Below are 22316 nucleotides of genomic sequence, written 5' to 3'. Positions count from 1 at the left end.
ACTTAGCCTAAGCTTGACCGCAATTGCAGCCGGAATTGCCACAGCAAGCGCCGCCTTCATGGCCATTGGCGCAGGCTTCGCTGCAATAGTGTTTTCCGTCTTTTTGGATGGCGGTTGCCAAGTCCACGGTGCAGAGGCAAGGGCCGCAGTCACATTTTTGAGTGGTCGTCGTCATGGGTTGCTCCTAGCAATCTCACTGAGCAGTGAGGCGAGTGGGTTAAAGATCCCTAAGATCCCCGATCGAGGATGGTGCGTCGCTGGGTCGTTGGTTGTTGTCCAAGGGGGAGGTTCCCCGAGTTCTGGGCCCGGCGTGGGGTTCCAGAAATGACTCCAAGCCATGACCTGATCGCGATTAGCGTTTGAGGTGGGGATCTCAAAATTGGGGTCTGAGTTGGGGTCTAAGTTGAAACCTAAGTTGATCTTAGGTCAGCTTTAGATGAATAGCTGAACGTTTGTTCAGATGTTGCTACTTTAGCATGACTTTTCCCACGACTGTCAAGGGTCGATCGGGGAAAGGGAAAATTTACCGAGAATGCTGAGGCCCTTAAGCCATGCCCCTAGGCAATTTTGATGACCCTAGGCATCGCTCAACTGCCAGCAACTGGCGATCGGCATTCGCCAACCCACCCCAAAGGCCTGATCGCTGACCTTGAGCACCGGGGGCGTTTGTCGCCGTTTAAATTCAGCCCGAGCGACAAGGTGCATCACCCGCCGCACGGTGGCCGCCTCGTGACCAGCGGCCACCAAATCCGCGAGGGACTGCCGACGATTCACCAGCCGATCGAGAATGTCATCCAAAACTTCATAAGGGGGCAAGGAATCTTGATCCAGTTGATCGGGGCGCAGCTCGGCGCTGGGGGGCTTGTTCAGTACGTTGCTGGGCACGATTTCCGCCCCCTGGGACACCAACCGCGCAAAGGCAGCCGCGCCCACTTGCCCCTGATTGAGCCAGTGGCAGAGGGAATAGACACGGGTTTTGGGCACATCGGCGATCGCGGCCAAGCCGCCGTTGGTGTCGCCATAGAGGGTGCAATAGCCCACGGCCATTTCGGATTTGTTGCCTGTGGAAATGAGCAAATAGCCAAATTTGTTGGCCAAGGCCATTAACAAATTGCCGCGAATGCGCGATTGCAAATTCTCTTCGGTCACGTCCGGTTGGGTTTGGGCAAAGGGTTCCGCTAGGGTTTGCTCAAAGGTGGCCATCAAGTCCCCGATCGGGAGTTTCAGGGTTGGGAAACCCAAGTTTTCCGCCAGGGCCAGGGCATCGGCGATCGAGTGGTCGGAACTGTAAGGGGAAGGCATCAACACGCCCAAAACGTTTTCGGCCCCCAATGCCGCCACGGCCAAGGCTCCAACCAAAGTGGAATCAATCCCCCCACTGAGGCCCAGCACAATTTTGCGAAAGCCACATTTGCGGGCATAGTCCCGAATGCCCAACACGAGGGCTGACCACAGTTCCGCATCGGTGCTGGGAGCCAGGGGGGCTAGCAATCCAGTTTGTTCTGGCAGGGGTTGCTCATCTGCCAACAGGGGCAAGCTGTGGGGCCAAGATCCTTCCTGGCCGGTGACCACAAAATCGCGGGTTTCCGGATCAAATTCCGTGATGATTAACCCGGTTTCAAAGCTCGCTCCCCGGGCCGCGATCGCCCCTGTGCGACTGATGACCAAGCTGGTGCCATCAAAGATCAGATCATCATTGCTGCCCACCTGATTGACATAGGCGATCGGGAAACCATAATTCAAAACCGAATGTTGCAGCATTTCTTCGCGCAACCGAGGCTTCCCGATCGTGTAGGGCGATGCGGACAGATTCACCACCCAATCCACATCACAATCCGCCAATTCTGCCAGGGGATCCACATCATAGAATTTGCGGCCCCAAAACTGATTGTTGTTCCAAATATCCTCACAGATTGTTACGCCGATTTTGATGCCATCGAGCGTGAACCATTCCGCTTTTTTACCCGGCTCAAAATAGCGCCCCTCATCAAAAACATCATAGGTGGGCAGCAGTCGTTTACTAAACACATGCCGCAGGGCACAACTATCAATCAGCACTGCGCTATTAAAGAGACTTTTTCCACCTTCGGTCGCCAACAAATTGCCAATGATTGTCCCCGTCAGCACGGCCAGATTAGGCGGCAGCTCACGGGCCAGCTTGGTCAACTGTTGTTTGGTGGCTTCCAAAAAGCTGGGCCAAGCCAACAAATCGCGCGGTGGATATCCACAAAGGGCTAATTCCGGAACCACCAACAGCCGCGCACCTTGGCGACTGGCCTGCTGGGCAGCGTTGAGGATGGCACGGGCGTTTCCCGCCAAATCTCCGACCACAAGGTTCAGTTGAGCGAGGGCAATTTTCATGGGGGCAAGCGGGGGAGGATCGATCGGGATATCGACGGAATTACGAAATTATCGATATAGCCTATCGGCAAATTAGCGATCGCGTAATGGGAATTGATCTGCAATTTGCCGAGTCGATCGCCCCTTTCCTTGGGGCCCCGGTACTTTTGTTGCACCACCGTGGAGAACAGGCTGAGATGTCTGTTCTGAAATCGCTAGCCGTTGATTAGCCCCCAAACATCAACCGTTTGATTGGATTTGATCGGGTTTGATTCGGACTAGATCGGATTTAGTCCCGTTGAATCCATGCTCCAAGGCCTAGCTGGCTTGGGGGTGATAGGGATGAGGATGAGGGTGGGGATATTGATGGTGATGTTGGCGCTGAAGTTGAGCCATGTGATGGAAGAGTTTCCAGCAATATTCTTCTGGCAGGCCGCAGGTGGTGGCTCCGCGCATCACGACGGTGAAATACCAATCATTGGGGGCCAGTTCGCGGGGCAATTTGTCCACAACCACGTAGGTGCGCACGTCGCGGTAGGTTTGGCCCTGGCTGGTGACGGTGATGGTTTCGCGACGGTAGCCGCCTCGGGGCACATCTTCGCGATCGTCCAGTTGGTCGCTTAAGCGCCAGGGCAGGGCATAAAGAACCCCAAAAACGCGCGATCGGGCATCGGGAACCACATCCAACACGCCGCATTCTCGCCGGGGCGATCGCCAGTTAAACCCCAACCGATAACCCTCAAGCATGGCCGTGCCCACCAGGTAAGGATAAGCCGGCTCTCCGAGGGTGCGCTGCAAATCCACCGGGCACATGCAGGAGCCATAGGCAAAGTACAGAAACGTGGGTTCAGCGGGAGAACCGTTGGTCAGCGAGGCTTGGGGGGCGACGGGTGCGGCGATCGGGGCGGGGCGAGAGGGGTTCATCGGCAGACGGAGGTGGATGGGGAAACGTTGATCCGATTGTCACCGCTGGGGGCCGTTGGGTTACGGAGGATTAAGCATTCGATCGAACCCGAAGCGAAGGGGTCAGCAGCGAGCAAGATTGTGCCAGCATTGTGCTGGTTTGCATCCTAGCAAAACTGTTTACCGAAATACAACTAAAACTCGATCGAAAAACCGTAGATTCAACGGTAGATTCAGATTACGTTACCGAGTTCCGAAGCCCATGCGATCGATTGCCGAGATCAACGACAAAATCCGGAGTGGCCAAGTCACCGTTTGGACGGCCGAAGAACTGAAAGCCCAAGTGGCCACAATCGGCATCCAGGCGGCGGCCGCGCGGGTAGACGTGGTGGTGACCGGAACCTTTGAACCCATGGAGGCTTCTGGAGCCTTTCTGAACCTGGGGCAAACGGATCCACCGATCAAAATTCGCCGCTGCTGGCTCGATGGCGTGCCGGCCTATGCGGGCTTTGGGGCGGTGGATTTGTATTTGGGAGCCAGCCACCCGGTGGAATTTGCCGACGGAGAAGCGCCCGATGAAGGCCGCGATCGGGGCGGTGGCCATGTCATTGAAAGTTTGATCGCGGGGCATTCGGTGCAACTGCGGGCGATCGGGCATGTGACCGACTGCTATCCCCGAGGCTCCTTTGAAACCTCGATTTCCCGCGACACGATCAACCAGTTTTATCTCTACAACCCCCGCAATCTCTACCAAAACTTCATCGTGGGCGTGAATGGGGGCGATCGGCTGCTGAATACCTACCTGGGCCCCTTGCAACCCAACCTGGGCAATGCGGTCTATGTCAGCGGTGGGGCCTTGTCTCCCCTGCTGAACGATCCGGAACTGCGACTGTTGGGCATTGGCAGCCGCATTTGGTTGGCCGGCAGCCAGGGCTACATTGCCTGGGAAGGAACTCAGCATTTTCCGCTGCAAAAGCGCCTCCCCAACCAAACCCCGATCGGCCCGGCGGCCACCCTGGCTTTGGTGGGAGATGCCAAACAAATGCAGGCCCAATGGGTGCGCGGTTGCTATTTCAAAGGCTATGGGCCGTCCCTGATGTTGGGGGTGGGTGTGCCGTTGCCGGTGGTGGATGAAGCGGTGGTGGCCCGTTGCGCCGTCAAAGATGAAGAGATTGTGGCCCCGATCGTGGATTTTTCGATTCCCCGACGGGTGCGGCCCACCTTTGGCCTGGTGAACTATGCCCAACTGAAGTCCGGTCGCATTGAAATTGATGGAAAACTCGTGCGCACAGCACCGCTCACTAGCTTGGCCCTGTCGCGCCAGGTGTCCGAGGCGCTGAAATTGGAAATTCAACAGGGGCGGTTTTTGCTGTCGGAGGCCGTGGCCCCGTTGCCAAGCGATCGCACCTTTATTCCGCAGGATCGCTGGGGACAAATTGGGATGGAATCGGAACCTTAGGGCACAGAGATTGCGATCGCCCAAGGCATCACTCACCTAGGCGCGATCAAGCGTGTGGTAAGCCACCAAGGAGCGCAAAGCATCTTGATCGAACGGTTTGGTGATGTATTCCGTGGCTCCTGCCAGTTGCCCTTGAATGCGATCGAACGGGCGATCGTGGGAAGTCAACATAATCACCGGTAGCGCAGCAAACTGAGGCAAGCTGCGCAAAATTCGGCACAGCTCCAGCCCATTTAGATTCGGCATCGATACATCCAACAGCAGCAGATCGATTCGCTGGTGGTAGATCATCGACAGCGCCTCCACCGGATCCGCTGTCGTCACCACGTTGTACAAATCCTCTAACGTGCGGCGCACCAAGGTATGCACAATCAAGCTATCGTCCACCGCCAGCACCGTGGGCTTCGTCATGCTCGATCGAGCCACAGAAACGACATCAGAGGAGCTGTTCATGACTGACCCCAGGATTGAGATGATCGATGCGGCAATTGATGGGGCAAATTCCCAAACGCCTTGTGCCTCACCCCTCGCAGGTTGGTTTCAGGTCGCTGGTTGAATCAGCCTGCCCAATCCTGCAAGAAATAGCACTCTCGTTTGATTAATCCATCAATTGCTACCTTAGCTGCCTTATTAGATGATTATTCCTAGATTCCTGATTTCTTTCACCCATGTGGCTAATCTCCCAAGGAGAAAGACAAGGACTTTCAAGACAATTTCAAGGCGATCGAGGGACTGAGACTAAAGCAGGGAACTAATTAAATTCTGGCATTTTCCGTTGCGCCCTGGTCAAAATTCTGTCCATAGGCATCAATTTTTGATAATTGGTCAAGGTTGACGATTGGCGCGCGGATCGTGCCTTGGTTGCAATCTGCGCTGATCTTGCCCGCTGCGTCGCTCAGACTTCGACCCACGGCAACAGTAGCGCAATTTAAAAATAAGGAGTCTGAGTCTCTTGCGCTGGTTGGTGGCGAGGGCAGCGGCAATGATTTGGCCCTTGCCAAAGGTCTTGCAGGGGAAATGGCGTGGTTTTGGGCTGGTTGGGGCGGAATGGGTAGCTCAGGGATTTTTTGAAGAAAAGATCAAAAAAACATGAAGGGAATTTGAATATTGTCTCTATTAATAACTGTAATTTATCCAAAATTCATTCAAAATTCATTCAAGATTGATCTGATATTTGTCCAGTATTTGTCCAGCATCTATCCAGCGTTTATTGAGTGCTCCTCTGGTATTCATGAACCATTGCTCGACTGCTGATTGATGACTCATGAACGGTTTGTCAACTATTCGTCAATTATTCGTTATTAATCCAGTAGCAATGAATGGGCGATTGGGGCATTATTGGGGCATTGGTTGATGGGCCATATTGATGAGCCATTGGTGATGGAGTAGGGCCGCGATCATTCATGGGGCATCATCAGTTTACGGGGCATCTTGTGGGGCATTTTATGGGGTATCAGCAAGGCCCTATCAAGATTGAAAGTCATCAAGGCCAACGTTGGGATTTTGCGAGCACTGATGATGCCAAAGGCAAATTTGCATCCTCTCAGGATTCTCTGAGGGGATGCAAAAGCAATTGGGGTGGTCAATTGCGATCGGGAAACAATTGCCGTGGAATCAGGTTTTTGAACAATTATGAAGATCAAAAACTTAACCTGATTGGTCGAAGGAGTGATTGAGACCAGTAATGAGAATAGATTCAATTTCTGAAAGCTCTAATGGGCGATCGCCCGTGAAATCAAGACTTAGTGTCAAAATCAGCAAATTATCTGACGAGAATCAAGGGAAAGCGTGTTTATTTAAGGGTCGGAGAGTATTTACATAAATTTATGATCAAGGGTTTGCGTCCAATCTTTCGTGGATTTATCAATAAAACGCCACATTCGCAGATCTAGTGAAAGATCCTGGGCTAAAATTGATAGCAAATACAGATTTTTTTAACAGTTTTGGGGAGAGATGCCGCAACCATCCTCCAGCAGCCAATTTTGGAAATTGTAATGGTTACTCAACTACCGTCCTACGCCATGCGGCGATCGCCTCATCGATCCCAAGCTGGGCCGTTGTTAGTTCATTCCCTCGGAACTTCAGCGGTACGTCTCAGAAATAGCTCCTCTTGGTCTGACGGTGCGATCGAGTCAACGAATCATTCAGCGAATCAACCAGTGGCCAATTCGGCTTCCCTGAATCAAGAGCTGGCCTTCAGCACGGATCCAGATTCAACGGCTCATTGGCTAGATAGCAGTTCCGAGGCGGACTGTCGATCGCTGCTGACGATGCTGAATGGGGTGGGGGCCATTTTGACCGGCACGGGGCCCCTGGAACGGCGACTGCAACGAACATTACGTTACTTAGCCCGTTACCTGGATCTAAAGGAAGCGGAACTGTGGTCTTACGATCGGGTGCAACATCGGTTCAAGTTGGCGGCCCTGTTTGTGCGGGGACAGGGGCGAAATTTGGCAGTGCATTTCGATCGCTCCGTGTCGGAAGCGGAGGTGCGCAAGCTGGGGCGGCGGGGCAGTCGCTCCATGGGCAAGCTGGAACTGTCGCAGCTTTCACCCCAGGGGTTGGAGACCGGTTCCGAGGCGGCGGCATCCTCTGCCCAGGCTTTTTATTGGGGGGCTTATCCCCTGCGCATGGAGCGGCATCCCCTGGGGATGTTGTTGCTGTGGCGCGATCGCCCCTGGTCGTTGGCCATGCAAGAGGCGGTGGAACAGGTGGCGCGGTTGGTGGCGCTGGCGCTGGGCCATGACTTGGCTAAGCAGGGCGATCGGCAAAAACCAGAGGTGCGGCTGCGACCTTGGCTCGAAAAAATCCGCTCATCCCTCGATTTGGATGCAATTTTGGCGGCGGCGGTGCGGGAGTTGCGTTTGGTGTTGCGGGTCGATCGCTGTGCTTATTTGTGGGCTTTGCGGGGCCCCAACGGAGCCATGCAGCTCACCGTTAGCCACCAGGACAGCCGCCAACCGGCCTTGGATGGGGCCTTCACCCGGGCGATCGCCCAAGGCCTGCCCTCCCTATTGATGCCAGCGGCGCTCGATCGGGCTGATCTGAGCACCACTTCCACCCTGCCCTGGACACAACTCACCCACCTGCTGCACCACCCCGATCCCCAAGTGGCCCACTGGGCCGAGTCCGCCGGGATCAATGCCCTGTTGATTGTGCCTGTGCAGACGGCTTCTGGCCATTCCGGGGCGATCGCCTGCACCACCACTAGCCAGCGTCGTCAATGGTCGAGCGACGACTGCGAGGCCCTACGTTGGGCGGCCGATCGCCTGGCCGTCGCCATCAGCCAAGCGGAACTGTACGATCGCTCCCAGGCCGCTGTACGCGCCACCGAAACCCAATTTCACGAGCTAGAACGTACCCTTGAGGATTTGAAAAAAGCCCAAGCCCAACTGGTTCACTCCGAAAAAATGTCTAGCCTGGGCCAGTTGGCGGCCGGCATTGCCCACGAAATTAACAACCCCGTCAACTTCATCAGCGGCAACCTGGATTGGGCCAGCGATGCCCTCACGGAATTGATCGAACTGGTGCGCCTGTACCAACGCCACACCCATGACCATGATCCCGAAATCATGGCCCAGGCCGAGCAGATGGACTTGGAATTCGTGCTAGAAGATTTGCCAAAGGTCTTGCATTCCATGCGCCAAGGCACAGAACGAATTCAAGGCATTGTGGCTTCCATGCGTAATTTCTCGCGGCTCGATCGCGCGGAAGTTTCCTCCGTGGATTTGCATGAAGGCATCGACAGTACCTTGCTTATTTTGCATAGCCGCCTGGAGCGTAAAGGTCGGCAAAATCGGATTGAAGTGGTGCGCGATTATGGTGAGTTGCCCTTGGTGGAATGCCACAGCGGTCAGCTCAATCAAGTGTTTATGAACCTATTAAGCAACGCGATCGATGCGCTCGAAGACCGAGAAACCGATCCGCGTATTGTCATTCGCACCCAATTAATGGCAGCAAATCCGGCAGTAGATGGGTCTGATCAGCCCTCAAAACCGGGCGTTGAAATCACGATTCAAGACAACGGCAGCGGAATTCCCTCAGAGGTCACTTCTCGAATTTTTGACCCATTTTTCACCACAAAACCTGTGGGCAAAGGCACAGGGTTGGGCCTATCTATCAGTTACCAAATTGTGGTCGATCGGCATGGGGGCAAAATTGCCTGTGAATCGCAACCCCACAAGGGCACAACCTTCCGACTGTGGCTCCCCCTAGCAGTGACCGATCGTAACCACTAAACTCAAGACAGCTCGTTGCATGAGTTACTCGTGAGGACAAGGGCTATTCCCTGTCTCTTTCTGTCAAGGTTATGCCCCCAGAGGTTATTGCGCTGCTCCATGAACTGGTTCCCATCATCTACGATCGCTATGGCCTCCGGCTGCGGGCTAGCGATCTCGAAGATTTGACCCAGTTTTTGCATAATCGTTGGCGAGCGGGCAGCCCCCAAACCTGGGCTACCTATCGTCAACTACTGTTGGATCGAAGTCCCTATGGCCAACAGGCTTGGCAACCCTTAATTAATGTCATCACCAATACGGAAAGCTATTTTTTCCGCGATCGGGGACAGTTTTCGCTCTTGCAACGGCAGATTTTGCCAGAGCTAATCCTGAGTCGGCAAGGAAGTCGGCGGCTTTGTTTGTGGAGTGCGGCTTGCGCTGGGGGCGAAGAACCCTATTCCTTGGCGATTGCTTTGCAGGGCATGTTGCCGGCCCATGAAAATTGGCAAATTCGCATTTTTGCCACGGATATTAATGAAGAAGCACTCGATCGGGCCCGATCGGGTCGTTTTCGATCGTGGTCATTCCGAGCCATTGATTCCACCACTTGGCAAACCTATTTTCGACCCCTGGCGGATGGCTGGCAAATTGACCCGGCGATTCAGCGATTGGTGACCTTTCAAAACTTCAATTTGGTGAATGATGAGTTGCCTTTAACGGATGTTGGCAAATTTGATCTAATTCTTTGTCGAAATGTTTTTATCTACTTTGCCACGGAGTCGATTACGCGAACCGTTGATCTGTTTGCCAAGGCCCTTGCTCCTGGAGGATATTTGCTCACGGGTCATGCGGAATTATGCCATCAACCGCTGCAATCTTTTGCAACTCAAATTTATCCAGAATCGGTGATCTATCGTCGGCGATCGGGACAAGCAACCGCAACCCCTTTGCCTCCAATCAATGGCTTAACCCAACCTTATGCCGCTGCCAGCAATTTAGAAAATCCCTTGGGGAATCCCTTAGAAAACACGGCGGGGCTGAAAAATGGGATGGAAACGCTTCATCCGGCTCCGCTGATCAATGCTGATGCCCAAGCGATCGCGATTGAAACGGCGATCGCCAATCATCAGGAACGGCCCAATTATTCGCGATCGGATCATTTAAATGACTTAACTAATTCCAACCATTTAAATAATTCCCGATCGAGCAATCCCCGGCCCACCGACTCATCCCCCCATTCCCTTCAGCCGTCGTCCCCCAAAGTGCCGGTGGTTAAGCCCCTTTCCACACCCTATGCCGTTCCCAAAAATCAAACAGAACAGTTACACAATCGCATCAAGCAAAAATTGTTGCAACTGCTAAAGCACTATCCCAACAGCAGCGCCACACTCTATGCACTCGCTTGCCTGCACGCCAATTGGGGAGCCAGCCAAGAAGCCAACCAATATTGTCAGCAAGCCTTGGAAATTGAGCCGGAGTCAACGGAAATTTGCTGTCTGTTGGCGCGTATTTGGGAGGAACAAAACCAGCTCGATCAAGCCAAGCAATTTTTGCGGCGGGCGGTATATTTGGATCGCCATGCCCTGCCTCCCCGACTGGAATTAGCCAGCTTATACGAACGAATTGGGGATGCCACGGCGGCGCGTCGTCTCTATGCTTCGGCGTTGGAACTGTTGCAGGATTTTGCCCCCCATTGGCCGGTGTTTGACCATCACCATTTAACGGCGGGGGAGTTGAGCGATCGCCTCAAGGAACATCTGGCCGCGATTGGTGCTAACTGAACTCATTAGGGCTTCCCGTGGGATGTTCCGGGTTTTGATTGATTTTTCATTCACGGGCGATCCGTTGGTTGTCAATTGGTTGTCAATTGGTTGTCGATCAGTGGTTAATTAGTGATCCATTGGCGATCAATTAGTGGTCAATGAACTGGCAATCTGTTAGCCATTGGCTATTGATTGTGCAAAAAAATATAGATTTCACACAAAAACATAAAGAAAACGCCAAAAATCCCAAAGATCGGAAAAATCGAAAGTAAACTCAAGTTAGTTCGTCAGGGCAACGATCGAACAAAAAGCCATGGCAGAGTCCCCGTGACTCAGGAATCCAAGGTAAAAAGCGAAAGGTAAAAGCGCAAAAGGTTTTTGTCAAATCTGTGTGATCCCCACAAATCAGGGGTTGTAACAGATTTCTAAGCGGTTGTTTGAAAAGCCAAAATTGCTACTCTGTACGCTTCAGTAATCGACGCAGACAAGGGGCTTAAGCCCCTTGCTCCCCACGATTGTTGGTGCTTGGCCCGGGCCAAAAAATACTTTTCAAACATCCTCGAAAAGAAAAATATGGCAAAAAGCCGCATATTTTGCCTGGTAACTTTGAGCTTTCGAGACTTCAAACTCACCCTAGTATTGTGGCGAGTCTGAGGTTGATTTCTGGTGCGATCTCTTGGGGGCGATCGCTAGCGTGATGCTCGATGCGATCGAGCGGGGCTAGCTGGTTCAGCAAAATGGGCGGTGAAGGGGGCGGTGAAGGGTTTGTGGCGACTGAACAAAGCTATTTGATTGTGGATGTGATGGGAACCCTGTGCGGTTTGGAGGCCCAGTGGGTGGAGGAAACTTTGCCCCTGGTGGAGCTGAAGCCGATCGCAGGGTTGGGAGCTGGCTATTTGGGAGCGATCGACCGGCGGGGAAAACTATTGCCGGTGGTGGATCTGGCAGATTGCTTGGGCCTGGCTCGATCGCCCTATGGCCTCTCCGATGCGATTGTGGTGTTGCGATCGCCCCAGGGGGTGAGCTTGGGGCTGATTGTGAATGAGGCGGTGGATCTGCAAGGGGTGATGCTGGATCCAGACCCCAGCCTGTTGGTGGCGGAACTGTCAGCCCAGGCCCGCGAGATTGTGCGGGATGTGGTGCTTTTGGCCGGTCAGCCCATCGCCCTGATCAACAGTGAAAATCTGTTCACGGTGTTGCAACGGCCCGAATGGCACCAATCGCCCCTGGATTCTGCCACTGATCGCTGGCAAACCCTTTCCGCGATGGATCAGGCCCTGTTGCGGGCGCGGGCGGTGGAACTGGCGGAGGCCGATCGCGCCGACAGTGACCAAGGGGGGCAACCCTGGATCGTGGTGGAAGTTGGTGGCGAACGCTTTGGCATTGATGCGGCGGCCGTGCGGGAGTTGGCGGAGTTGCCGGTGATTGTGCCCCTGCCTTGCTGTCCCAGCCACGTGCTGGGGAATGCGAATCTGCGGGGCGAGATTGTGACGGCCATTGATATCAGCCCCTGGCTAGGCCAAGAGCGCCGGCCCGCCGTCACCCGATCGCTGGTGGCGATCGTGCAGGTGGAGGACTTAACGGTGGGCTTGGCGATCGATCGGGCGATCGAAACCCAATGGGTCAGCACCCAGCGTTTAGCCCCCGTTCCCTTTAACGCCAGCACCGCTGAGCAACTGGCTCCCGTCAACGGCTCCCTAGATTCAGCAATCGTCAACCGAGAAAGCGCCTACATTCGGGGCATCCATGTGGATGGGGGCCAAGCCACCAGTTGGCTGGATGTGGCCACCCTGTTGCGCGATCCGAGCTTGGTGGTTAACGAAAGTCTTTAGGCAGGTCTTGAGGCCCACGGGGCGATCGGCCCCCAAGCTTCCGAATTTCCCCCAACTTTATTTCCCTATTTCCCCCAACTTTGCAGGACAAAACCATGAATTCCCCCCTCAAAAACGATAGCCACTGGCGGCTGCGGTATCAAATCTCCTTGGGATATGCCATGCCGATCGCCCTGTCGATCGTTGCCACCACCGTGGTTTTGAATAATGTGCAATCCGTTCGAGAGCAACAGGCGACTTTTAACCGAGTCACGCAAGTGGAAGAAAAAATCGGTCTGTTGGGGTTCAATGCCCAAACGGTTTCCCGGTCTACCCGAGGATACTTGCTCGATCAAAATCCCGTTTCCATTACTTCCTTTGATCAGGCGCGTCGGAACGCTGACAAAGCCATGACCGATTTGGAAGCGATCGTTGTGGATGCTCGGCAGCGGGAAACCCTGGGCGAACTGAAACAGGATTTGGCGCAATTAATTTCCATCAACGAAAAACTATTGACCATTGCTCGTCAAAATCCGGCCGGGGCGATCGCGGAATGGAAGCGGGATGGGGGTCGCCAGGCCATTCAAAGTGTTGAACGGTTGGTGGAAATTCTGCGCAGTCGGCAATCGGAATTGGTGGACAAAACCCTGAAGGATCAAAACGATGCCCTGACGGCCCTGTCGAATATTTCCCTGTTGACCACGGGGCTGGCGGTTTTGGGATCCACGGTGCTGGGGATTTGGATCGTGGTGGCGGTGAGTCGGCAAATGTTTGAAGTCAGCAGCAGCCTGGCAGCTTCATCCAGTGAAATTGCGGCCACGGTGGAGCAACAGGAACGCACTTCCAGCGCCCAAGCCGCTTCGGTGAATGAAACCACGGCCACGATGGATGAGCTGAGTGCTTCATCTCGGCAGTCGGCGGAACAGGCGGAGTCGGCGGCGGCGGCTTCCCAGCGGGTTTTGCATTTGGTGGAGGATGGCAACCGCACGGTGGGCCAAACCCTGGAGAGCATGACGGAAATGCGAATGCAAATGAATGCGATCGCCCAACAAATTTCCCAACTGAGCAGCCAGGCGGCCCAAATTGGCAGCATTACGCAGTTGGTGACGGATGTGGCCAATCAAACCAATATGTTGGCCCTGAATGCGGCGGTGGAGGCCGTGCGGGCCGGGGAACATGGCAAGGGGTTTTCGGTGGTGGCGGCGGAAATTCGCAAGCTGGCCGATCGCAGCAAGGAATCGGCCCAAAAAATTGATGGGTTGGTGACAGAAATTCAAGGGGCGATCGACACCACAGTCATGGCCACAGAAGAGGGCAGCAAGCGCGTGGAAACGGGCTTAACGGCCAGCCAGCAAACGGCGGGAGCCTTTGACGAGGTGGCCCGGGCGATCGATATGGTGGTGGTGAGTAACCAACAAATTTCGCTGAATATTCGCCAGCAGGCGATCGCCGTTGATCAAGTGGTGCAGGCCATGAACGCCTTGAACCAAGGGGCCAAGCAAACCGCCGAAGGCATTGCCCAAACCCGCATCGGCACTCGACGCTTGGAAGAGGCGGCCCGCGACCTACAAGAGATGGTTTAGATTCCGGATGGGGAACGGCTGATGGCAATCATTGACGATCGGGATCTGCGGGAACTCTATCGCTTGTCCAGTGGCGAGCATCTGCAAACCCTGGAAACGGGACTGCTGCGGTTTGAACAAAATCCCAGCGATCGCGATGACTTTGCGGAACTGTTGCGGGCGGCCCACACCCTGAAGGGAGACTCGCGAATGTTGGGGGTGAACCATGTGGAAAAACTGGTTCATCAGGTGGAGCATGTGCTGAAGCAGTTGCAGAGTCAGGAAATCAGCCTCACGCCGCTGCTGGCAGAAACGCTCTACAACACTCTGGATGCGGTCAAGCAGTTGGTGCAGGAGGCGACGGAGGAGCTACCAAGTGAGCTGCCTTCTGCGATCGATCCGGTGCGGGTGTTGGCTCGGCTCATGCAGGCTAGCAGTGGGGTGGCTGAGTCGGAGTTGATGCCGCTGGAACCCAGTCCGCTCCCGATCGCCCAAACGACCCCAGCGAGTTTTGAAGGAAACTCAGAGCTAATTTCAGAGCCAATTCCAGAGTCAATTCCAGACCCCCAATTAATTTCAGACTTAATTTCAGAACAGCCCAGCGAACCGGAAGTAACCCCCTCAACAACACCGCCAGCAGTTTCTAATTCGGTTCCAGCGCTTGGAGCCGATCGCCCCGCTTCTTCAGTCCCCACTTCCCCAGCCACCACATCGCCCCCACCGGCTCGATCGCTTGATCGGCCAACCAGTCCAGTTCATTCAATCCATTCAGTTAATCCCATCACGCCCCCCAGCGCCGAGCCATACCACATCGACACGATCCGCGTTGCCACCCGCCATTTAGATGGCCTGGTCGATCGGGTGGGTGAGTTGGCGGCCATTGAGCGACGACTATCCCACCAGGCGGCCTTGCTCGATGGGTTGGTGCGGCTGTGGGAAGAATTGCGCTTGCTCGATCGGGGGCAGCAGCGGATTAGTGATCACACCCTAGCCACCGATCGTCGTCGTAGCGATCAGCAACGGCATCAACTGCACGAAGAATTTCAACAGGCCCTCTATGGCTTGCGGGAACGAGTCCAAAACGCCAACCACCGCCTGGAGGCGATCACCGATGACCTGAAGGATCGCACCCGTTCCCTGCGGTTGTTGCCCTTGGCCACGGTGTTTCAACATTTTCCGCGCATGGTGCGTGACTTGGCCCAGCAGCAGGGCAAAGCCATCACCCTGGTGGTGGAAGGGGGCGAAACCACCGCCGACAAACAGGTGATTGAGGCGCTGCGAGATCCCCTATTGCACCTGGTGCGCAATGCGATCGACCACGGCATTGAGTCGGCGGCTGAACGTCAAGCAGCCGGTAAACCCGCCTGTGCCACCTTGCAGTTGCGGGGTGCTCAACAGGGCGATCGGGTCTTGATTTCCCTCAGCGATGACGGCCGCGGCTTGGATCGTCAGGCAATTATCGCCACCGCCGTTCGTCAGCAGCTTTACAGTGCCGAAGAACTCGCCCATTGGCAGGATGAACAGATTTTTGAGCTGATTTTGTTGCCAGGATTTTCCACCCGCCTGGAAGCCACCGAGCTATCGGGACGAGGTGTGGGCCTTGATGCGGTGCGGGTTTGTGCAGAACGGCTGAAGGGGCGGGTGATCGTGCAGTCCAAGCCGGGTCAGGGTTGCACCATCACCCTCACGGTGGGAACAACCCTGGCGGCCACCCAAGCCCTGTTGGTGATGACGCGCGATCGCACCTTGGCCATTCCTTTGGAATATGTTCACGAAACGCGCCTTGTGCCGGTCAGTCAAATCACTGCCTTGGAAGGTCGCCCCGTCATTTTGCTGGAAGGGGAACCGGTTTCCGCCACCGACCTGGGGGATTTGCTGGAGTTGCCGGGATTGCCGCCGGGGCCCGCGCCCGATCGGGTCGATGTCATTCCCCATGCCTGTGTGGTGTTGGTGATGGGGCGCGATCGCCTGGCCGTGTTTGTCGATCGGCTGATTGATGTGCAAGAAATTATGCTCAAGCCCCAGAGCAAACTACTGGTGCGCGTGCGGAATGTGTCTGGGGTGACGATTTTGGGCAATGGAGACGTGTGCCCCGTGCTGCACCCGCCGGACTTGTTTGCCACCTTGGGCGGCCGCACCAGCCGCAACAGCAGCCTGAGCACGGCCGATTCCCTGAGCATGGCCCGGCCGCCAGCGATTTTGTTGGTGGAAGACTCGATCGCCACCCGTACCCAAGAAAAGCGAATTTTGGAAACCGCTGGCTACGACGTGGTGACCGCCACCGACGGAATGGATGCACTGCACAAGCTGCGATCGCGCACTTTCGACGCGATCGTCTCCGATATTCAAATGCCTCGTTTGGATGGGTTGGGGCTAACGGCGCGAATTCGTCAAATGCCCGAATACGACGACCTCCCGATCGTACTCGTATCCTCCCTGAATTCCGACGCAGACAAACGACGGGGCGCGGAAGCCGGAGCCAATGCCTACCTAACCAAGGATGCATTTAACCAAGCGGCGCTGCTGGAAATTTTGCGCGAACTGGCTCGATCGCCCTAGTTACTGGTTATGAATTACAGCCCTTACCTCGCTAAATGTGAATTCGGGATAAGCACAGCACAGTAGGGTGGGCACTGCCCACCTAATAATTGCTTCATGGCACTAATTGCTTCATGGCATCTGTGATTGGCGTACCAACTCTTCTCAGCAACCCCGAGGCATAAACGGCTAGACGTGATTGGTGAACGATTTAATGGCGTTCTAGCTCGTGACCGGCAACGGTTGACCCATGCCAACCCGGAAACTCGACAGCTTCCTCAATTACCCAATTGATCTAGCGATCGCGAGCTAGAACGTCCCCCCCTAATCGATCGACAACTCCTCATGAACAAGTCATGAACGAATTGTGATGCCTGTTTGCCCTAAAACTCCCTAGATAAGATTTCTTGAGCAAACACACCATGAAATGAAGCCAAAAAGCTGAGAGCGAAAGCGACTCAGAATTTCCCAAAGACTTGACGGATTCCTAGAGCCGTTAACCAATTCCCATCGAATGATCCATGCGATCGGGTGGATGCTGGCGGCGATCGGAAAGATTAGTCCCCTTTGGGTTCCTTGCCAACCACCAAGCGATTGGCAACGGTTTCGGGTTGAATCGCAGACAACACCACATGGCCCGAATCCGAAATAATCACAGCTCTCGTACGGCGACCATAGGTGGCATCAATGAGTTGACCACGATCTTTTGCATCAGTAACTAGGCGACGAATCGGAGCCGAGTCAGGGCTGACAATGGCGATGATTCGGTTGGCCGCCACAATATTACCGAAACCAACATTAATTAGTTGAATGTCCATCGACAAATTCCTCAAAGAGAAAACCCGTGAAGGTTGATTGAGTGGTTGGTAGATAATGATTAGTCACTCCGGGGCAGAATCGATCCCAGCCCAATTAGGCAGGTTATGACCTGGTTGATCGCCGTTGTTGAGCACAGCATGACTATCCCAGGCAGCAACCGAATGAGCGGTTATACCTACTGAGTGTTATCTGAGTGCTATCTCAATGAACCAACCCAGAATGAATGGGTCTAAATCTCCTATTAGGAGGATTAGCCCCAGTTAATCAGGGTAGGGGATCGATCGGGAATCGATATCCCAAGGGGAAATTCAGTGTGCATCAGGACGATCTAGCACGAATGAACCAGGATAGATCGTCATGATGTATCACAACATCGATCAGGCGGGGCAGATTTGCGCGGACTGACTAACACACATGGAAAATTTAGCTCGAAAAATGAACATTCAGTCTATTTTCACAAAATTTCCCAGGAAGTTGATCAGTCTCTGTTCTCCAATAGTTGATTGAAGCGGTGAATTTGCCAAAAAACATGGTTCAACCGCTGTTGATCGTCTAAACCCATGGCGAGTTCCTGGGTAGTTTGCCAGCGGGTTTGATCGAGCCATAGCTCAAAAACTGCTCCGTGGGGGATGGAAATTTGCCATGTTCTTGGGGAGCCGAGGATCTCTGAGATTAGGTGTTGCAAGATCCAGTGATGGGTGATGATCCAAAGGCAGGGATCGGGATTTTGTGGCTCTGTTTCGGTGGGGTTTGTGTCAATAAATTGGCTAATTAGACCTTGTAAAAAGATCTGTGCGCGAGATCGCCCGGCTTCTAGGGTTTCTGATTGCGGAATTGGGATCCATTCCCAGGAATTTTCCAGTTTTTGGCAAAGTTCGGGATATTGTTGCCTGGCTTCGCTCCAGGTCAGCCCCTGAAAAATGCCGTTGTCAAATTCGCAAAGGTGGGTGTCGGTGATGATCGGCGGTCGGGGTCGATCGCCCGTGGCTGGGTGGGCCATGGCGGCTGATCGCGCCAGTTGGGCGGTTTCTTGGGCCCGTTGTTGGGGGCTGCTGTAAATGGTTTGGGGATGGGCCCCCTGTTGGGCCAGGGCCCGGCCGAGCGATCGCGCTTGGGTTTGGCCCCGATCGGTCAAGGGGTCGTCGGCTCGCCCCATCATCCGCCCCGCTGCATTCCCGATCGACTCCGTATGACGGATAAAAAAGAGTTTCAGCATCAATTAGAATTCGTGGCCCTTAGGAAGGGGTAGAACGCATTGGGCAAGCTCCTACAATAATTGGGGAGTTTGGAATTGGGGAGTCTGGCGATCGGGCCTTGGCTGTCCATGCCCAGATCCCTTCTCAACCGCCGCGTTCAAAACCAGAGCCGATGCTACTAAAGTCCACCACCCGCCATATCCGCATCTTCGCTGCCGAGTTGGTCAATGATGACATTGTGCCCAGCGAAACGAAGCTCACGATTGATATTGATCCTGATAATGAGTTTTTGTGGAGTCCGGAGGCGCTCCAGCAGGTTTACCGCAAGTTTGAAGAGTTGGTGGCCCAGTCGGCGGGTCAAGATTTGACAGAATATACCCTGCGGCGGATTGGGTCAGATTTGGAGCATTTTGTGCGATCGCTGTTGCAAAATGGCACGATCGCCTACAACTTGGAAACCCGCGCGGTGAATTACAGCATGGGCTTGCCGCAGGTTTCGCCCTAGGGGAACTGGGCAGGGAGACCCATGGGCTTCAACCTCAGACCGAGAAAATCCGGGTAGGGGCGTACGGCCGTACGCCCCTACAGGGTTGACGGGTTTCGATCAACGTTGGTTGGGATAATTTTGAACAAGCTAACCGTTCAGTTGAAGCACATGGGGAAGACCCCGCCCCCACGGCCCTAAACAGCCAACTGCCGGAAAAAAGATTGTCGCCACTGGGCATCCCGCTTGCGATCGCACAAAAATTCCAGCACACGAATGCCTTGGGCGGGCAGTTGGCTCAAGGAGTCGCAAAACTGCTGCCATTGGGTAATTTGCCGGTACTCAATGCCATAGCTCTCGCAGAGGCTGGCAAAGTTGACCGATTGCGGTGTGGCAAAAAACTCCTCAAAAGGGGGTTCAAACTGCGAAACGGGCAGCATTTCAAAGATGCCGCCGCCGTTGTTGTTAATCAGCAAAATGGTGAGGCTGCCTTGGAAGTGGCGACGGGCTAAGAAGCCGTTGGTGTCGTGCAACAGGGCCAAATCTCCGGTGAGCATCACGGCCGGTTGATGGTGTTGGGCGAGGCCGATCGCGGTGGAAAGACTGCCATCGATGCCGTTGGCTCCCCGATTAAAAAAGGGCTGAATTTCCCGGTTGTTAATGCCCCAAAAATATTCCACATCCCGCACGGGCATACTGTTGCAAATGAAGATGGGGGTGCGATCGGGCAGTGTTTGCGGCAACAACCAGGCGATTTTGCTCTCCAGACGTTGGGGCTGTTCCGCTAGAGCCTGTTTCACGGTGATTTCCATGGCTCGATCGCCCGCTAGCCAAGTTTGCAAATAATCGGAGGGGGGCAAGTCCGGTTCCGGGGTTTCCCAGAGTTCGATCGCCCCCTGGATCGATCGTGTGCGGCCATGGAGGGGATCCAGGTTGCGATCGCCCGGATCTAGAACCCATTGGGGCGCGTCGGTTTCCATTAACCACAGGCGCAGGGTCTTGCTGATTGGTAAGCCCCCCAGCCGCAGCACCATCGTGGGTCGCAGTTGTTCCCGCTGGTGGGGATTACGCAACATCAAGTCGTAGTGGGCCACCAAGTGCTGATTCAGGGCCCCAAAATTCCGCAACGGCGAGAGGCCCTCCGCCAACACGGGCCAACCGAGCGATCGCGCCAAGCGGCCCACCGCTGCACAATAGGCCGCCGGATCCGCCGGTTGGGCCGGCCCCGCCACAATCAGCCCCCGTTCCGTTTGGCGGGCCCCTTGCCAAAACTCCTGCCAGGGCAACCGGGAAAAGGTAATCGGTCGGCGCACCGGCTGCAAATGCCCAAAGAACTCCTGATCATGCCAATTGGCCCGTAGCTGGGCCAGGGCATCGGCCACGGCCGGCTCCGGCAAAGGGGGCAACGGATCCCGCAAGGGAACATTCAGATGCACGGGGCCCGGAGCGGCGATCGCCCGTTGGGCCGCCTGGGCCAGGGTTTGGCGCAAATAGGCCAACAGGTCTAACCGAGGTTCCGGCAGGGCCAATTCTGCTTGCCAAACGGGATAAATCCCAAAGAGCTTGAGCTGATCGATCGCCTGGCCCGCCGCACAGTCGCGCAACTCTGGTGGACGATCGGCCGTGAGCAACAACAGGGGCACACCACTTTCGCGAGCCTCAATCACCGCCGGGAAAAAGTTGGCTCCCGCCGTGCCCGATGTGCAAACCACCGCCACCGGCCGGTGCGATCGCCGGGCCGCCCCCAGGGCCCAAAATGCCCCCGATCGCTCATCCAAAATCGGAATCGCCGTCATTCGCGGATGGCTGGCCAGGGCGATCGTTAACGGGGTCGATCGGGAGCCTGGGCAAATCACCACCTCCGTCACCCCCACCCGCACCAGCGTTTCCGCCAACACCGAAGCCCACAACGTATTGCGATTCGTGAAATCTATCCCCAAGATCAAACCCCTATCCAACCGCGCATGACCCGCGTGTTGACACTCCCCGCCCTAAAAAGACAGGGATTCTTGATTCTACGAGGTTGCTTGCCTTGGCAGGGTTTCCCCAACCAAAGTAGAGGCATCCTCTCCCCAAGCGTTGCACGGTTCAAGACCGTAGCTTCCGGTATGCCCTACCGTAGCCAATCCCCGACTGAGGATATTTCTAGCTGCATTGTGGTCATGATTGAGAACAGCTCCGCACCGACAAATATGCGTCCTTGTTGACAGCCCTTTCTTGACAATCGCGCCACAGCTAGAGCATTCCTGGCTGGTGTAGTGAGGCAGGACGGCAACGGTAATTTTGCCAAACACTTTGCCAAAGTATTCCAGCCACACTCTGAACTGATACCAGGATGCATCGTTAATCGACTTGGCAAGGCAGTGATTCTGCACCATGTTTTTGATTCTCAAATCTTCGTAGACGATCAAGTCGTTAGACTGAACTACGCACCGTGCCAATTTCACAGCATGGTCTTTACGCTGCCTACTTATCTTGAGATGGCGCTTGCCTAAAATCACCCTTGCCTTGCGACGATTGCTTGACCCTTTAACCTTTCTGCTAACCCTCCTTTGAGCCTGCTTGATCCGTTGCTCTCCCCTGCGAAGAAAGCGCGGATTTTCCGCTCTGCCGCCATCCTGAGTGACGTAGAAATCGTTGAGTCCCACATCTAACCCAATCGCCTTACCAGAAGGCTGGACTACTTCAAAGCGTTCAACAGATACGGCAAATTGAACATAGTACCCATCTGCACGTTTTACCAATCTGACCCGCTTGATTTGGTTAGGTTGGTAAAAATGCAAATCACGAGTTCCCTTCAGTTTCAATCTGCCGATCTGCTTACCATCAGTGAACGTGATTGATTTACGATCCTCCGCTAGTTTCCACCCAGTCGTTTTATATTCCACTGAGCGAACGTCTTTCTTAAATTGCGGAAAACCTTTCTTGCCTGGGATCTGCTTTTTGCAGTTCTCATAAAACCGCGAAATCGCAGACCAAGTGCGTTCTGCCGATGCTTGACGAGCCATTGAGTTGAGTTCATTAGCAAACGGAAATTCTTTTGCCAGCACCGCACAATACTTGTTGAGGTCGTATTTAGACAAGCCTTTATTGTCCATCCAATAGCGCAAGCACTTGTTTTGGATGAACTTGGCAGTCCTCAGCGCCTCATCAATCGCGCTGAACTGAGCAGGCTTTCCGTAGACTTTGAACTCAAGAATTAGCATATTTGCATTATATCTTAT

The 22316-nt window shown here is 54.6% G+C and carries 16 protein-coding genes; 7 read left to right on the top strand and 9 right to left on the bottom strand.

The annotated features are described in order from the left end of the window. Positions 1-7: 7 nt before the first annotated feature. From H6G53_RS04160 to H6G53_RS04150, 3 genes are all read right to left on the bottom strand, one after another. On the bottom strand, positions 8-175 hold the full coding sequence (locus tag H6G53_RS04160; protein WP_099532687.1) for a metallothionein: 168 nt from the start codon (positions 173-175) through the stop codon (positions 8-10). Between the two features lie 401 nt (positions 176-576). Next, a complete protein-coding gene (locus H6G53_RS04155; protein WP_190531023.1) occupies positions 577-2361 on the bottom strand; it encodes an NAD+ synthase in 1785 nt (594 codons plus the stop codon). Positions 2362-2658: 297 nt separating this feature from the next. Further along, positions 2659-3264, bottom strand: coding sequence for a gamma-glutamylcyclotransferase (locus H6G53_RS04150; RefSeq protein WP_099532689.1), 606 nt, complete (start codon positions 3262-3264; stop codon positions 2659-2661). Between the two features lie 241 nt (positions 3265-3505). Between H6G53_RS04150 and H6G53_RS04145 the strand changes: the two genes are divergently transcribed. After that, a complete protein-coding gene (locus H6G53_RS04145; RefSeq protein WP_099532690.1) occupies positions 3506-4702 on the top strand; it encodes a homocysteine biosynthesis protein in 1197 nt (398 codons plus the stop codon). Positions 4703-4738: 36 nt separating this feature from the next. Here the strand turns inward: H6G53_RS04145 and H6G53_RS04140 are convergent, their stop codons facing one another. Both H6G53_RS04140 and H6G53_RS04135 read right to left on the bottom strand, forming a co-directional pair. Beyond that, the gene (locus H6G53_RS04140) at positions 4739-5155 is read right to left on the bottom strand and encodes a response regulator (RefSeq protein ID WP_234406718.1); all 417 of its coding nucleotides are present in this window, start codon (positions 5153-5155) and stop codon (positions 4739-4741) included. 302 nt (positions 5156-5457) lie between these two features. Next, positions 5458-5703 carry a hypothetical protein gene (locus tag H6G53_RS04135; protein ID WP_190531022.1) on the bottom strand — a complete coding sequence of 82 codons (246 nt, stop codon included), beginning with the start codon at positions 5701-5703 and terminating at the stop codon, positions 5458-5460. 993 nt (positions 5704-6696) lie between these two features. Here H6G53_RS04135 and H6G53_RS04130 point away from each other — a divergent pair. From H6G53_RS04130 to H6G53_RS04110, 5 genes are all read left to right on the top strand, one after another. Further along, the gene (locus tag H6G53_RS04130) at positions 6697-8940 is read left to right on the top strand and encodes an ATP-binding protein (RefSeq protein WP_190531021.1); all 2244 of its coding nucleotides are present in this window, start codon (positions 6697-6699) and stop codon (positions 8938-8940) included. Positions 8941-9011: 71 nt separating this feature from the next. Further along, a complete protein-coding gene (locus tag H6G53_RS04125; protein WP_099532695.1) occupies positions 9012-10700 on the top strand; it encodes a protein-glutamate O-methyltransferase CheR in 1689 nt (562 codons plus the stop codon). Between the two features lie 686 nt (positions 10701-11386). Continuing rightward, a complete protein-coding gene (locus tag H6G53_RS04120; protein ID WP_190531020.1) occupies positions 11387-12514 on the top strand; it encodes a chemotaxis protein CheW in 1128 nt (375 codons plus the stop codon). A gap of 95 nt (positions 12515-12609) precedes the next feature. Then, positions 12610-14076, top strand: coding sequence for a methyl-accepting chemotaxis protein (locus H6G53_RS04115; protein ID WP_190531019.1), 1467 nt, complete (start codon positions 12610-12612; stop codon positions 14074-14076). Positions 14077-14097: 21 nt separating this feature from the next. Further along, a complete protein-coding gene (locus H6G53_RS04110; RefSeq protein WP_190531018.1) occupies positions 14098-16614 on the top strand; it encodes a hybrid sensor histidine kinase/response regulator in 2517 nt (838 codons plus the stop codon). 536 nt (positions 16615-17150) lie between these two features. On the opposite strand, the gene remA is transcribed toward H6G53_RS04110, so the two are convergent. Together remA and H6G53_RS04100 are read right to left on the bottom strand one after the other, a co-directional pair. Continuing rightward, positions 17151-17411, bottom strand: coding sequence for an extracellular matrix/biofilm regulator RemA (remA, locus tag H6G53_RS04105; RefSeq protein ID WP_099532739.1), 261 nt, complete (start codon positions 17409-17411; stop codon positions 17151-17153). Positions 17412-17890: 479 nt separating this feature from the next. Further along, positions 17891-18628 carry a histidine phosphatase family protein gene (locus H6G53_RS04100; protein ID WP_099532697.1) on the bottom strand — a complete coding sequence of 246 codons (738 nt, stop codon included), beginning with the start codon at positions 18626-18628 and terminating at the stop codon, positions 17891-17893. Between the two features lie 152 nt (positions 18629-18780). Here H6G53_RS04100 and H6G53_RS04095 point away from each other — a divergent pair, with 152 nt between their 5' ends. Next, complete coding sequence (locus tag H6G53_RS04095; protein WP_190356055.1) at positions 18781-19113, top strand: NAD(P)H-quinone oxidoreductase subunit M; 333 nt, start codon at positions 18781-18783, stop codon at positions 19111-19113. A gap of 176 nt (positions 19114-19289) precedes the next feature. On the opposite strand, the gene menD is transcribed toward H6G53_RS04095, so the two are convergent. Together menD and H6G53_RS04085 are read right to left on the bottom strand one after the other, a co-directional pair. Next, the gene (menD, locus tag H6G53_RS04090) at positions 19290-21032 is read right to left on the bottom strand and encodes a 2-succinyl-5-enolpyruvyl-6-hydroxy-3-cyclohexene-1-carboxylic-acid synthase (protein ID WP_190531017.1); all 1743 of its coding nucleotides are present in this window, start codon (positions 21030-21032) and stop codon (positions 19290-19292) included. A 75-nt stretch (positions 21033-21107) separates the two neighbouring features. Continuing rightward, complete coding sequence (locus H6G53_RS04085; protein WP_190531016.1) at positions 21108-22298, bottom strand: RNA-guided endonuclease TnpB family protein; 1191 nt, start codon at positions 22296-22298, stop codon at positions 21108-21110. Positions 22299-22316 lie beyond the last annotated feature (18 nt).

Source organism: Limnothrix sp. FACHB-406 (assembly GCF_014698235.1).
GTDB lineage: Bacteria > Cyanobacteriota > Cyanobacteriia > CACIAM-69d > CACIAM-69d > CACIAM-69d.
This window is presented reverse-complemented; position numbering and strand designations above follow the sequence as displayed.

What these genes read in the sequence shown, in the direction of transcription:
- H6G53_RS04150 (WP_099532689.1), bottom strand. Translation starts at nt 3,264, where the DNA reads ATGAACCCCTCTCGCCCCGCCCCGATCGCCGCACCCGTCGCCCCCCAA.
- remA (WP_099532739.1), bottom strand. Translation starts at nt 17,411, where the DNA reads ATGGACATTCAACTAATTAATGTTGGTTTCGGTAATATTGTGGCGGCC.
- H6G53_RS04130 (WP_190531021.1), top strand. Translation starts at nt 6,697, where the DNA reads ATGGTTACTCAACTACCGTCCTACGCCATGCGGCGATCGCCTCATCGA.
- H6G53_RS04115 (WP_190531019.1), top strand. Translation starts at nt 12,610, where the DNA reads ATGAATTCCCCCCTCAAAAACGATAGCCACTGGCGGCTGCGGTATCAA.
- H6G53_RS04160 (WP_099532687.1), bottom strand. Translation starts at nt 175, where the DNA reads ATGACGACGACCACTCAAAAATGTGACTGCGGCCCTTGCCTCTGCACC.
- H6G53_RS04120 (WP_190531020.1), top strand. Translation starts at nt 11,387, where the DNA reads ATGCGATCGAGCGGGGCTAGCTGGTTCAGCAAAATGGGCGGTGAAGGG.
- H6G53_RS04155 (WP_190531023.1), bottom strand. Translation starts at nt 2,361, where the DNA reads ATGAAAATTGCCCTCGCTCAACTGAACCTTGTGGTCGGAGATTTGGCG.
- H6G53_RS04140 (WP_234406718.1), bottom strand. Translation starts at nt 5,155, where the DNA reads ATGAACAGCTCCTCTGATGTCGTTTCTGTGGCTCGATCGAGCATGACG.
- H6G53_RS04145 (WP_099532690.1), top strand. Translation starts at nt 3,506, where the DNA reads ATGCGATCGATTGCCGAGATCAACGACAAAATCCGGAGTGGCCAAGTC.
- H6G53_RS04085 (WP_190531016.1), bottom strand. Translation starts at nt 22,298, where the DNA reads ATGCTAATTCTTGAGTTCAAAGTCTACGGAAAGCCTGCTCAGTTCAGC.
- H6G53_RS04095 (WP_190356055.1), top strand. Translation starts at nt 18,781, where the DNA reads ATGCTACTAAAGTCCACCACCCGCCATATCCGCATCTTCGCTGCCGAG.
- H6G53_RS04125 (WP_099532695.1), top strand. Translation starts at nt 9,012, where the DNA reads ATGCCCCCAGAGGTTATTGCGCTGCTCCATGAACTGGTTCCCATCATC.
- H6G53_RS04110 (WP_190531018.1), top strand. Translation starts at nt 14,098, where the DNA reads ATGGCAATCATTGACGATCGGGATCTGCGGGAACTCTATCGCTTGTCC.
- H6G53_RS04100 (WP_099532697.1), bottom strand. Translation starts at nt 18,628, where the DNA reads ATGCTGAAACTCTTTTTTATCCGTCATACGGAGTCGATCGGGAATGCA.